The 10,942-nt window shown below is 66.2% G+C and carries 11 protein-coding genes; 5 read left to right on the top strand and 6 right to left on the bottom strand.

Features of this window, described 5'->3' with window-relative positions; all coding sequences use genetic code 11:
- Nucleotides 1–25 precede the first annotated feature (25 nt).
- Complete coding sequence (locus tag ACWEVR_RS10485) at nucleotides 26–1,183, top strand: epoxide hydrolase family protein (RefSeq protein ID WP_452466686.1); 1,158 nt, start codon at nucleotides 26–28, stop codon at nucleotides 1,181–1,183.
- Nucleotides 1,184–1,203: 20 nt separating this feature from the next.
- Here ACWEVR_RS10485 and ACWEVR_RS10480 read toward each other — a convergent pair whose 3' ends face one another.
- Nucleotides 1,204–1,806, bottom strand: a complete 603-nt coding sequence (locus tag ACWEVR_RS10480; RefSeq protein WP_452466685.1) for a TetR/AcrR family transcriptional regulator — start codon at nucleotides 1,804–1,806, stop codon at nucleotides 1,204–1,206.
- A 62-nt stretch (nucleotides 1,807–1,868) separates the two neighbouring features.
- Between ACWEVR_RS10480 and ACWEVR_RS10475 the strand changes: the two genes are divergently transcribed.
- Together ACWEVR_RS10475 and ACWEVR_RS10470 are read left to right on the top strand one after the other, a co-directional pair.
- Nucleotides 1,869–2,105, top strand: a complete 237-nt coding sequence (locus tag ACWEVR_RS10475; RefSeq protein WP_452466684.1) for a DUF1272 domain-containing protein — start codon at nucleotides 1,869–1,871, stop codon at nucleotides 2,103–2,105.
- Nucleotides 2,102–2,926 carry an alpha/beta hydrolase family protein gene (locus ACWEVR_RS10470; protein WP_452466683.1) on the top strand — a complete coding sequence of 275 codons (825 nt, stop codon included), beginning with the start codon at nucleotides 2,102–2,104 and terminating at the stop codon, nucleotides 2,924–2,926. Before ACWEVR_RS10475 ends, ACWEVR_RS10470 begins: the two co-directional genes overlap by 4 nt.
- A gap of 428 nt (nucleotides 2,927–3,354) precedes the next feature.
- Here the strand turns inward: ACWEVR_RS10470 and ACWEVR_RS10465 are convergent, their stop codons facing one another.
- Together ACWEVR_RS10465 and ACWEVR_RS10460 are read right to left on the bottom strand one after the other, a co-directional pair.
- Nucleotides 3,355–5,133 carry an AMP-dependent synthetase/ligase gene (locus ACWEVR_RS10465; RefSeq protein WP_452466682.1) on the bottom strand — a complete coding sequence of 593 codons (1,779 nt, stop codon included), beginning with the start codon at nucleotides 5,131–5,133 and terminating at the stop codon, nucleotides 3,355–3,357.
- On the bottom strand, nucleotides 5,133–6,446 hold the full coding sequence (locus ACWEVR_RS10460; protein ID WP_452466681.1) for a DUF3533 domain-containing protein: 1,314 nt from the start codon (nucleotides 6,444–6,446) through the stop codon (nucleotides 5,133–5,135). Before ACWEVR_RS10460 ends, ACWEVR_RS10465 begins: the two co-directional genes overlap by 1 nt.
- A 79-nt stretch (nucleotides 6,447–6,525) precedes the next feature.
- On the opposite strand from ACWEVR_RS10460, the gene ACWEVR_RS10455 reads away from it, so the two are divergent.
- Together ACWEVR_RS10455 and ACWEVR_RS10450 are read left to right on the top strand one after the other, a co-directional pair.
- Nucleotides 6,526–7,134, top strand: coding sequence for a TetR/AcrR family transcriptional regulator (locus ACWEVR_RS10455; RefSeq protein WP_452466680.1), 609 nt, complete (start codon nucleotides 6,526–6,528; stop codon nucleotides 7,132–7,134).
- Between the two features lie 82 nt (nucleotides 7,135–7,216).
- Nucleotides 7,217–7,597, top strand: coding sequence for a DUF4234 domain-containing protein (locus tag ACWEVR_RS10450; RefSeq protein ID WP_452466679.1), 381 nt, complete (start codon nucleotides 7,217–7,219; stop codon nucleotides 7,595–7,597).
- A gap of 53 nt (nucleotides 7,598–7,650) precedes the next feature.
- On the opposite strand, the gene ACWEVR_RS10445 is transcribed toward ACWEVR_RS10450, so the two are convergent.
- The 3 genes from ACWEVR_RS10445 to ACWEVR_RS10435 are packed head-to-tail and all read right to left on the bottom strand — an operon-like array spanning nucleotide 7,651 to nucleotide 10,925.
- The gene (locus tag ACWEVR_RS10445) at nucleotides 7,651–10,020 is read right to left on the bottom strand and encodes an ATP-binding cassette domain-containing protein (RefSeq protein ID WP_452466678.1); all 2,370 of its coding nucleotides are present in this window, start codon (nucleotides 10,018–10,020) and stop codon (nucleotides 7,651–7,653) included.
- A gap of 49 nt (nucleotides 10,021–10,069) precedes the next feature.
- The gene (locus tag ACWEVR_RS10440) at nucleotides 10,070–10,480 is read right to left on the bottom strand and encodes a VOC family protein (protein WP_357144211.1); all 411 of its coding nucleotides are present in this window, start codon (nucleotides 10,478–10,480) and stop codon (nucleotides 10,070–10,072) included.
- Between the two features lie 10 nt (nucleotides 10,481–10,490).
- The gene (locus ACWEVR_RS10435; RefSeq protein ID WP_357144214.1) at nucleotides 10,491–10,925 is read right to left on the bottom strand and encodes a helix-turn-helix transcriptional regulator; all 435 of its coding nucleotides are present in this window, start codon (nucleotides 10,923–10,925) and stop codon (nucleotides 10,491–10,493) included.
- Between the last annotated feature and the right edge of the window lie 17 nt (nucleotides 10,926–10,942).

Genomic DNA, 10,942 nt, shown 5'->3' with positions numbered 1-10,942 from the left:
GCGGAATTCGGGTAACCCGGTCCGCATGGACGTACAAGCATTCGAATCCCGCGCGACCGACGCCGAACTCGACGACCTGCGCGCACGATTGACCGCGGCGCGGTTGCCGGAAGCGGAGACGGTCTACCGGCCGGGACCCGACCCGCGCCGGTGGGATCAGGGCGTTCCGCGCGCCGACCTCGTCGAGGTGGTGCGTTACTGGCAGAGCGGATACGACTGGCGCTCGTTCGAAGCGCGCCTCCACCAGATCGGCCAGTTCCGCACGAACATCGACGGTCTCGGCATCCACTTCCTGCACCGCAGGTCCCCGCGCACGGACGCCACACCGCTGATCATGACGCACGGCTGGCCCGGCAGCGTCGCCGAATTCACCCACGTCGTCGAGGAACTGGCCGACCCGAAAGATGGCGCCGCACCGGCATTCCACGTCGTCGCGCCCTCGCTGCCGGGCTTCGGCTACAGCGACAAGCCGACCACCACCGGGTGGGGCACCGAAAAGATCGCCGCCGCATGGGTGGAACTGATGGGCAGGCTCGGCTACCGCCGCTTCCTGGCACACGGTGGCGACTGGGGCGGCAATATCACCACCGTCCTCGCCGGCAGGTTCCCGGACCGTGTTCTCGGCATCCACACCCTGTTCGCCGAAGCGCCGCCCGGCCTCACCACAGACGGGCTGACGCCGACCGAACGCAAGTGGACCGAGGAAACCCGCGACTTCTGGCGCTACCGCGCCGCCTACGCCAAACAGCAGGCGACCCGACCGCAGACCATCGGCTACTCCCTCGTCGACTCCCCGGTCGGGCTGCTGGCCTGGATCCTCGACAAGTTCGCCGAGTGGTCCGACACCGACGACAGCCCGTTCGAAGCGATACCCATGGACCGCGTCCTCGACGACGTCACCCTCTACTGGCTGACCCGAACCGGTGCCTCGGCAGCCCGCATCTACTACGAAAGCCACGCCTCCCTCGACCCCGACCTTCGCGTGGATGTCCCGTCGGCGATCACGATGTACCCGGCCGACATCGAGAAGTGCCCGCGACCGTGGGCAGAGCAACGCTACCGGCAGATCGTTCGCTGGACGACGCCCGAGACCGGGGGACATTTCCCCTCGCTCGAGGTCCCGGAGTACTTCGTCGAGGACCTACGGGAAGGGCTTGCGGCAGTGCTGGCTTCCGATCGATGACCATGAGAGCGTCTCCGCGGTCACGTGAACATGCCGTCGAGCACCGCGCTCAGCTCGGTGTGTGCGGCGGCCAGCGCCTTATCGCGCGAGCGTGACGCGGCAACGAACATCGCGAGCTCGTTGAGACCGCCCAACAGCAAGTGCGCCAGCACTTTCGGGTTGTGCCGGGGGAGTAGTCCGCCCTCTTCGTGGGCCGCGACGAGTAGGTCTTTCACCAGACCGAGGGAGCGTCCGCCGTCGATTTCGCGCCAACGGGCCCAGCCGAGGGCGGCGGGCGCTTCCACGAACAGGATCTGACGAACGGTCGCGTCGGCCAGCTGATCGACGAATGCGTGGCTGACCGCGCGCACACGCTCAACCGGAAGCCCGGTGCGTGCATGCTCGGACAAGGTGGCGACAACGCCGTGATCGACCGCGGCGAAACAGGCCTCCATCAGCCCGATCATGCTGCCGAAGTGGTGATACAGCGCGCCCCGGGTGACGCCTGCGGCCTCGCACACTCGCGCGGTCGTCACCTCGGCGAAGCCGTGCTCGGCGAACAGCGCGGTGCCGACGTCGATCAACCTCGCCCGTGTGCGTGCGGCGTTCTCCTCGCGAACCGTTGCCATCTTGCCTTCTCCCATCCAGTGACATACAAATTGTAAGTGACATACAATTTGTATGTGAAAACGAGGGAGTGGCCGCGATGCTGAAGATGAAATCCACCTGCGAGACATGTCCGGCGCCGTTGCGCGACGACGCCGAAGCATTCATCTGCAGCTACGAGTGCACCTACTGTCCGGCCTGCGCGGCGGATCACGGGGTGTGCCCGAACTGCGCGGGGGAGTTGGTTGGGCGGCCGAAGCGCACCACTGGAGTCGCCGAGATCGCGCGGCGCGCACCGGCTCGGCTGCGCCGCAAGATCCGGGGGACGGGGCGATGAACACGTCAGAGTTGCCCAGTGGTGCTGTCGCGCACTGGTTCCCGGGCGTCGCCGGTGCGCCGTCCCTGCTGGTCCTGCCCGCACTGGGTGTGATCGCACGCCACTACCAGCGCTTCGCCGAAACCGCGCAAGCACAGGGATTCCACGTGCTCACGCTGGACTACCGAGGGCAGGGCGAGAGCAACCTGGCCCTTTCCCGAGGTGTGCGGTTCGGGTACGCCGACCTCGTCACAGGCGACGTCGCCGAGGCCATCGCATGGATTCGCGAACGAGAGACCGGCCCGTTGCTCCTGGTCGGCCACAGCCTCGGCGGGCAATTGAGCGTCGCCCTGGAGTCGATATCGCCGGGGGAGTTCGACGGGCTCGCACTCGTCGCCGCCGGCACACCCCACTGGCGCGCCTTTACCGGGCGAGCCCGTCCGGTACCGCTGGTCTTGCCAACCGTCTTTGCCGCAATGGCCCGCGTACAGGGCGTTTTCGACGGCCGCAGATTCGGTTTCGGTCTCCAGTCGGCGCAGCTCATAGGGGACTGGGCACGCATGGCCCGAACCGGTTCATGGTCCAAGACCCCACCTGAAATGCCGAACCGCGACTTCCCGCTTCTCGCAGTGTCGTTCGGCAACGATCAGCTCGCCCCGGAATCCGCGGTAGACGCTCTGTTGCGACAGTTCCCGGGCGCCACGACAACGCGCGACCATTTCGCTGAACCGTCGGGCCACGTCGGGTGGTTGAAACGCCCCGAGGTCGTTGTCGAGGCACTGACTCGGTGGGTAGCGGAGAGCTTCGCGCGAGAACGGCAGGATTCCCAGCGGCGTCAGTGAACCTGCGATCAGCCGTCCGTGGGTTTCGTCGATGGACCGGGGGTGACCACATTCCGTTTAGTTGACATAATGTGCATTATCGGCGTTTCAACCGGGCCGGTCGGTAGGGGTTTCGAGAACATTTGTGGCAACGTATGCAACTTGGCAACGCGTGCCCATGACCCCATTCAGCGGCCGACCAGCTCCGCCCGGAACAGCTTGTCGTCACGAAATCGCCCGTACAGACGGATTGCTCGCGCCGAGCCGTTTCGGTCGATTTCGAGCCTCCGGCCATTCATGACCATTCAGGATGAATGCCGCCGCCCAGGGCTTGATCTGCGGGCAAGCACGAAGAAGGCCGATCGGTGGTTGCCCGGCGCACTCCCCCTCCACTTCCCCAACCTCCTTATTTCGTCACTGTGACGAAATAAGGAGGTTGGGGGAAGGACTCAGCTGTACAGCGCTTCTACTTCGGACGCGTACTTCTTCATGACCTCGGCTCGGCGGAGGGACATTTTCGGGGTCAGTTCGCCGGTGGCTTCGGTCCAGTCGGTGGGCAGGATCCGGACCTTCTTGATGCCCTCGGCCTTGGAGACCAACTTGTTGGTGTCGGCGACAGCTTGGTCGATGTCCGCGCGGAGGGCCGGATTGTCGAGAAGGTCTTCGACAGGGGTATCGGCAGGGATGTTGTTGCGCTGCTTCCAAGCTGGAAGGGCTTCGGGGTCGAGTGTGACGAGGGCGCCGACGAAGGGCCGGCCGTCGCCGACAACCATCGCCTGACCGACCACGGGGTGGGCACGCAGGGCGTCTTCCATCAGGCCGGGGGAAACGTTCTTTCCACCTGCCGTGACCAGGATTTCCTTCTTGCGGCCGGTGATCCTGAGGAAGCCGTCTGCATCGATGGCGCCCAGGTCGCCGGTACGGAACCAGCCGTCGACGAAGGCGTCCGCGGTGGCGTCGGGGTTGCCCCAGTACTCGCCGAAGACCACGGGTCCGCGCAACAGCAGTTCACCGTCGTCGGCGATCTTGATGCCATGGCCCTCGATGGGCCGGCCGACGGTGCCGACGCGGGTGTTGCGCGGGGTGTTCACCGTGATGGCAGCCGTGGTCTCGGTGAGCCCGTAGCCTTCGTACACCGGGATGCCCGCACCACGGAAGAAATGCCCGAGCCGTGCGCCGAGTGGGCCGCCGCCGGAGACTGCCGCACCGCATCGGTCGCCGAGCGCGCGACGCAACTGCGCGTACACGAGCTTGTCGAACAGGGCGTGCTCGAGCTTGCGCAGCAAGCCCGGCCCGCCGGTGTCGAGCGTCTCGCTCCACACGATGGCGGTCTCGGTGGCCCGGTCGAAAATGCGGCCCTTGCCGTCGGCGTGTGCCTTCTGTTTCGCGGCGTTGAACACCTTCTCGAACACGCGCGGCACGGCGAGGATGAAATCGGGGCGGAACTCGGCGAATTGGTCGACGAGGGTCGCCCAATCGGAGCTGAAGGAAACGATCACCTTCGCGTCGAGCGCGGCGAGTGTGACCGCCCGGGCGAACACGTGCGCCAACGGCAGGAACATCAGGGTGCGGTTGCCCTCGGTGACGAACTTTCCCAGCGCGAGCCGGTCGGATTTGGATTCGGCGTAGAGGTTGGCGTGGGTGAGCAGCACGCCTTTGGGGCGGCCGGTGGTGCCGGAGGTGTAGATCAGGGTCGCGGGCGAGTCCGCGCCGACACCGGCGCGCCGGGTGTGGACGGCCTGGTCGTCGAGGTCGGCGCCGCGGGCGGTGAGTTCGGCGACGACGTCCTTGTCGATCTGCAGGATCTCACGCAGGTCGGGCAGTGCGTCGGCGGCGATCTCGTCGACGACGCGGCGGTGCTTGTCGCTGTCGACGATCAGCAGCCCGGTGCCGGAGTCCTGCAGGATCCATTTGGCCTGTTCGGCGGCGGAGCTGTCGTAGATGGCCACCGTGCAGCCGCCGACCGCCCAGATGGCGTGGTCGAGCACCACCCATTCGTAGCGGGTCGGCGCCATGATGGCGACCCGGTCGCCAGGTTCGATACCGGTGGCGATGAGGCCTTTGGCCACGGCGGTCACCGTTTTCGCGAATTGGGCGGCCGTGATGTCGGCGCCCGCGACGCTGAACAGCACCGTGTCGGGCGATTCTTCGCCGTACCGGAACACGCTGTCGGAGTTGTTGGCGTTGTCCGGAATCACGTACGACGCCGGGGTTTCGAACTCTCGCATCAGTGCCCTTCCACGGTTGCCGGTTCCTGGCGGTGATCGAGGCCGAGGCGGTGCAGGCCACGCAGATCATAGGCGTGGGTGGCCGCGAAACCGAGGACCAACCCGATGGTCAGGCCTGCGATGGTCATCCAGAGGCCGCGGCTCAGGCCTGCCTCGAGGTTTCCGTCGAAGAACATGATGGCGCGCACGGCGAGGTAGATCTGGTGCATCGGTTCGAACGAAGCCAGGTCGGCGATCCAGCGCGGTGTCGCTTCGAGCGGGATGGTGCCCGAGGACGACGGGATGCCGAGGACGACGAAGACGATGAGGTTGATCATCAGGCCCGCGGTGCCGAAGGCGGCCATCACCGACAGGCCGGTGACCGCGATGGCGATGATGGCAAGGGTGCCGTAGAGGAACAGCATGAGCGGGCGTTCGATGCTCATGTCGAGCAGGGCGCCGACGGCGAGGAACGCGGCGGAGGCGAGTGGCGCACTGATGACGGCGATGGCCCATTTGATGAGCAGGGTGCGCCAGCGGCTGATGCGGGCGGGGGTGGTCGGCTTGTGCCACGGCCCGTATTCGGCGGGGACGAATCCGAGGGACCCGTCGACGAGAGAGTTGATCATCATGGCGCCGCTGAAGCCGACGATCAGCAGGACCAGGGTGTAGAAGAAGGCGGCGAGGCCTTGGCCGGTGCCTTCGGGCAGTGGGTGGTAGGCGCTGACGACGACGTCGATGGGCTCGGCGAGTTGCAACTGGGCGGCACCGCTGAGCGGTGTGCTGCCGATCGCCGCGCGGACCTGGTCGGCGAGCTGGGTGCCGACGGTGGTGTTGACCTCGGTCATCGCCTTGTCGGCGATGGTCTGCATGATCTGGGCGGCAAGGGTGCCCGCGCGGGGGTTGGTGAGTACGGAGATCATCGGCTGTTCGACGTCGCCGGTGACGACGGAGGCGGCGCCGAGGATGGCGACGCGTTTGGTGAAGTCGCCGGGAATGATGATGGCGCCGTACACCTCACCGTTGCGCAGTTGCCGGTGTGCCTCGTTGATGCCGACGGTGCGCAGGTCGATCTTCTCGGCCGGGACCTGCTCCCCCAGCGCGGTGGAGATCTGCGCGCCGAGGTTGGTGGGTCTGCCCGCGAGGGTGTCGCCGACGTCCTGGTTGACCAGGGCGATCGGGAAGTCGTGCAGGTGTTTCTCGGGGTCGGCGGTGTAGCCGAGGTACATGGTTCCCAGGAGCGCGGCCAGCACGGTGACCAGCGTGATCGGCGCTAACCAGTCACGGATCGGCATGCTGCGCGGTCGGCGCGTCGGCGCGGTGTTGTCAGTCATGGCATGCGCAAATGTAGTCACCGACTACAAAGTAGTCAATGCAAACATTCCGAGGGATGTCGGATATCCTGCTGGCACCATGTCTTTGCATTCGCGCTACCACCACGGCGACCTCCGCGCCGCCCTGCTGCAGCATGCCGAGGCGGCGCTGCGTACGGTCGGCGCCGACGGGCTGTCGTTGCGTCAGCTCGCCCGTGACACCGGCGTCAGCCACGCGGCGCCCAGCAGGCATTTCCGCGACAAGCAGGCCTTGCTCGACGCCCTGGCGGTCACCGGTCTGCGACGACTCGGCGCCTGTTTCGAAGAGGTCGCGACCGAGGGCCCGATCACGACGCGACTGCGAACCATGGCCCACACCTACCTGCGTTTCGCCGTCGACAACCCGGAGCTGTTGCCGCTGATGTTCGCGCGCAGGCACAGTTCGACCGAGACCGAGATCCAGGACGCGGCCGAGCGAGCTTTCGCCGTCCCCATCGCACTCATCGCCGAAGGCCAGGCCGCGGGCGAGATCGTCCCCGGCGATCCGAAACGCATCGGGGTCACCGCGCTGGCGGCGCTCCAAGGGCTCGCGACCTTCGTCGGTTCCGGCTACACCGCCGACTACGACGCCGAGCTGCTTCTCGACGACCTCGTCAGCCACCTGACGCTCGGGCTGCTTCCCCGCTCCTCGAGTGGCGCGAGTGCGTGATGTGCAGTACGTTGCACGGTTGCGGTGGCGCCGAAAAGCCCTGCTGTGACATTCCATTCGCATTCAGATAGGTGTCACCCACATGACTACAGCCCTCGCCCCATCACCGGTGCAGCGTCGCAACCCGGTATTGGTGTGGCTGGTCTTCCCGATCATCACGTTCGGGATCTACTTCTTCGTCTGGTACTACAAGATCCACAAGGAGATGGCCGAGCAGCGGCGCGACCCGGAGGCGCCCGTCACGGGCCCGCTGCTGGTGATGCTGTTCCTGTCCTGGACCGGGATCGGCTTCATCGTCAGCTACTGGCGGACCGGCAATCGAATCAGGGCCACCCAGGAGAGCGCCGGGCTCGAGCCGTCGTGCAGCCCGACGATCGGATTCCTGCTGAATCTTGTTCTCGGGCTGGGGATTCTGTACTACCAGATCGAACTGAACAAGGTCGCCGCGCCCGAACGCGACTAGGCAGACCCTGAAGGCCCTCCCCCATGACGAAAGCCGAAGGGGGAGGGACTTTTTCATGCTCCGACGTATTCGGCGAGGTGCTCACCGGTGAGAGTGGAACGGGCGGCGACGAGATCGGCCGGCGTTCCCTCGAAGACGATCTGACCGCCGTCGTGACCCGCACCGGGGCCGAGGTCGATGATCCAGTCCGCGTGGGCCATCACAGCTTGGTGGTGTTCGACGACGATGACGGACTTGCCGGAGTCGACGAGACGATCGAGCAGCCCGAGCAGCTGTTCGACGTCGGCCAGGTGCAGACCGGTCGTCGGTTCGTCGAGGATGTAGACCCCGCCCTTGTCGGACATGTGGGTGGCCAGCTTGAGGCGCTGGCGTTCACCGCCGGACAGGGTGGTCAGCGGCTGACCGATGGTGAGGTAGCCGAGGCCGACCTCGGTGAGGTGGGTGAGGATCTTGTGCGCGGCCGGGGTGCGTGCCTCCCCTTCGCCGAAGAACTCGCGTGCTTCGTCGACGGGCATCGACAGCACGTCGCTGATGTTCTTGCCCGCGAAGGTGTATTCGAGGACTTCGGCCATGAACCGCTTGCCCTCGCATACCTCGCAGACCGTCGACACTCCGGCCATCATGGCCAGGTCGGTGTAGACGACGCCCGCGCCGTTGCAGTTCGGGCACGCCCCTTCGGAATTGGCGCTGAACAGGGCGGGTTTGGCGCCGGTGGCCTTGGCGAAGGCCTTACGGATGTGGTCGAGCAGGCCGGTGTAGGTGGCGGGATTGCTGCGGCGCGAACCCTTGATGGGGGCCTGGTCGATGGAGATGACACCTTCGTCGACGGGGATGGAGCCGTGCACGAGCGAGCTCTTGCCCGACCCGGCCACACCGGTGACGGCGACGAGCACACCGAGCGGGATGTCGACGTCGACCTTGCGCAGGTTGTTGGCGGTGGCGCCACGGATCTGCAAAGCGCCGTTCGGCTTTCGCACCGTGTCCTTGACCTTGGCCCGATCGTCGAAGTGGCGGCCGGTGACGGTGTCGCTGGTGCGCAACCCGTCGACGGTGCCCTCGAAGCAGATCGTTCCGCCCTTGGAGCCCGCGGCGGGACCGAGGTCGACGATGTGGTCGGCGATGACGATCGTCTCGGGCTTGTGTTCGACGACGAGCACCGTGTTGCCCTTGTCGCGCAGGCGAAGCAGCAGGTCGTTCATGCGCTGGATGTCGTGCGGGTGCAGGCCGGCGGTCGGTTCGTCGAAGACGTAGGTGACGTCGGTGAGCGAGGACCCGAGGTGGCGGATCATCTTGACGCGCTGCGCCTCACCACCGGACAGGGTGCCCGACGGGCGCGACAGCGACAGGTAGCCGAGGCCGATCTCGACGAACGAGTCGAGGGTGCCGCGCAGTGATTCCAGCAGCGGCGCCACGGACGGGTCGTCGATGGTCTTGACCCATTCGGCGAGGTCGGTGATCTGCATGGCGCAGGCGTCGGCGATGCTCTTGCCCTTGATCTTCGACGAGCGGGCTTCGGCCGAGAGGCGGGTGCCGTCGCAGTCGGGACAGGTGCCGAAGGTGACGGCGCGCTCGACGAAGGCGCGGACGTGCGGCTGCAGTGATTCGACGTCCTTGGACAGCATCGACTTGCGGATCTTGGGGATCAGACCCTCGTAGGTGAGGTTGATGCCGTCGACCTTGATCTTGGTCGGCTCCTTGTACAGCAGGTCGGCGAGCTGCTTCTTGGTGTACTTCTTGATCGGCTTGGCGGGGTCGAAGAAGCCGCTGCCCTTGTAGATGCGGCCCATCCAGCCGTCCATGCTGTAGCCGGGGATGGTGAACGGGCCTTCGTCGAGGGATTTGTTCTCGTCGTAGAGCTGGGTGAGGTCGATGTCGTTGACCTTGCCCTTGCCCTCGCAGGTGGGGCACATGCCGCCGGTGATGTTGAAGCTGCGGCGCTCCTTGACGGTGACCCCGTTCTTCTCCACCGCGACGGCACCGGAACCGCTGATCGAGGCCACGTTGAACGAGAACGCCTGCGAGGAACCGATGTGCGGGTCGCCGAGGCGGCTGAACAGGATGCGCAGCATGGCATTGGCGTCGGTGACGGTGCCGACCGTGGAGCGCGGGTCGGCACCCAGACGCGACTGGTCGACGAGGATGGCGGTGGTGAGTCCGTCGAGGACGTCGACGTCGGGGCGGGCCTGGGTGGGCATGAAGCCCTGGACGAACGCGCTGTAGGTCTCGTTGATGAGACGCTGGGATTCGGCGGCGATGGTGCCGAAGACCAAAGAGCTCTTCCCGGAGCCGGAGACGCCGGTGAACACGGTCAGTCGGCGCTTGGGGATTTCGACGCTGACATCGCGCAGGTTGTTCACCCGGGCACCGGTGACCCGGATCAGGTCGTGGCTGTCGGCCGGCGCAGGCGCTGCGGTCTTGCTCATGGGTCTCCTCGGTCGTTCGGCGTCCACCGAATCTAGCGGTCGGGTCCGACTATTTCGTCTGCTGGATGCGAATCATGTTGCCCGCCGGGTCGCGGAAGGCGCAGTCACGGATGCCGTAGGGGTGGTCGGTGGGTTCCTGCACCACTTCCACGTCGTCTGCCTGCAGTTTCTCGAACAGGCCGTCGAGGTCGTCGGTGGCGAGGTTGACGGCCGCGTAGGTGCCCTTGGCCATCATTTCGGTGATGACGCGCTTCTCCTCGTCGGTGATGCCGGGGTCGGCGGCCGGTGGGTGCAGCACGATCGAGGTGTCGGGCTGGCCCTTCGGTCCGACGGTGATCCAGCGCATGCCGTTGTAGCCGACGTCGTTGCGGACCTCGAAGCCGAGGGCGTCGCGGTAGAAGGCCAGCGCGGCGTCGGGGTCGTCCTGGGGCAGGTAGCTCTGGTGAATGGTGATGTTCATGGGATCGACGCTAACGGTCGCCGGAACCGGTTGCTTCTCGATTCCTGATCGGTCTGGTCACCGCCTTGGCCACGCACGACGGGATGCCCTCGGTCGGTGCGTACTGCTGGCGGTACACGCTCGGTGGGACACCGACGAGTTCGGTGAATCGCGTGCTGAAGGTGCCGAGGGAGGAGGAGCCGACGGCGAAGCACACCTCGGTGACACTCATCTGGCCCAGTCTCAGCAACGCCATGGCCCGTTCGATGCGCCGGGTCATCAGGTACGAGTAGGGCGATTCGCCGTAGGCGAGGCGGAATTGGCGGCTCAGGTGCCCGGCGGACATGTGCACGCCCCGGGCCAGGGCTTCCACGTCGAGGGGTTTGGCGTATTCGCGGTCGATGCGGTCGCGCACGCGGCGCAGCCGGGCGAGGTCGCTCAGTTGCTGGGGGCGTGGACCGGTCATGGAAACGATCGTCGCAC

The sequence above is a fragment of the Nocardia sp. NPDC003979 genome (genome assembly GCF_053605015.1).
This window is presented reverse-complemented; position numbering and strand designations above follow the sequence as displayed.

What these genes read in the sequence shown, in the direction of transcription:
- ACWEVR_RS10465 (WP_452466682.1), bottom strand. Translation starts at nt 5,133, where the DNA reads ATGCGAGAGTTCGAAACCCCGGCGTCGTACGTGATTCCGGACAACGCC.
- ACWEVR_RS10435 (WP_357144214.1), bottom strand. Translation starts at nt 10,925, where the DNA reads ATGACCGGTCCACGCCCCCAGCAACTGAGCGACCTCGCCCGGCTGCGC.
- ACWEVR_RS10460 (WP_452466681.1), bottom strand. Translation starts at nt 6,446, where the DNA reads ATGACTGACAACACCGCGCCGACGCGCCGACCGCGCAGCATGCCGATC.
- ACWEVR_RS10480 (WP_452466685.1), bottom strand. Translation starts at nt 1,806, where the DNA reads ATGGGAGAAGGCAAGATGGCAACGGTTCGCGAGGAGAACGCCGCACGC.
- ACWEVR_RS10450 (WP_452466679.1), top strand. Translation starts at nt 7,217, where the DNA reads ATGACTACAGCCCTCGCCCCATCACCGGTGCAGCGTCGCAACCCGGTA.
- ACWEVR_RS10475 (WP_452466684.1), top strand. Translation starts at nt 1,869, where the DNA reads ATGCTGAAGATGAAATCCACCTGCGAGACATGTCCGGCGCCGTTGCGC.
- ACWEVR_RS10440 (WP_357144211.1), bottom strand. Translation starts at nt 10,480, where the DNA reads ATGAACATCACCATTCACCAGAGCTACCTGCCCCAGGACGACCCCGAC.
- ACWEVR_RS10455 (WP_452466680.1), top strand. Translation starts at nt 6,526, where the DNA reads ATGTCTTTGCATTCGCGCTACCACCACGGCGACCTCCGCGCCGCCCTG.
- ACWEVR_RS10470 (WP_452466683.1), top strand. Translation starts at nt 2,102, where the DNA reads ATGAACACGTCAGAGTTGCCCAGTGGTGCTGTCGCGCACTGGTTCCCG.
- ACWEVR_RS10445 (WP_452466678.1), bottom strand. Translation starts at nt 10,020, where the DNA reads ATGAGCAAGACCGCAGCGCCTGCGCCGGCCGACAGCCACGACCTGATC.
- ACWEVR_RS10485 (WP_452466686.1), top strand. Translation starts at nt 26, where the DNA reads ATGGACGTACAAGCATTCGAATCCCGCGCGACCGACGCCGAACTCGAC.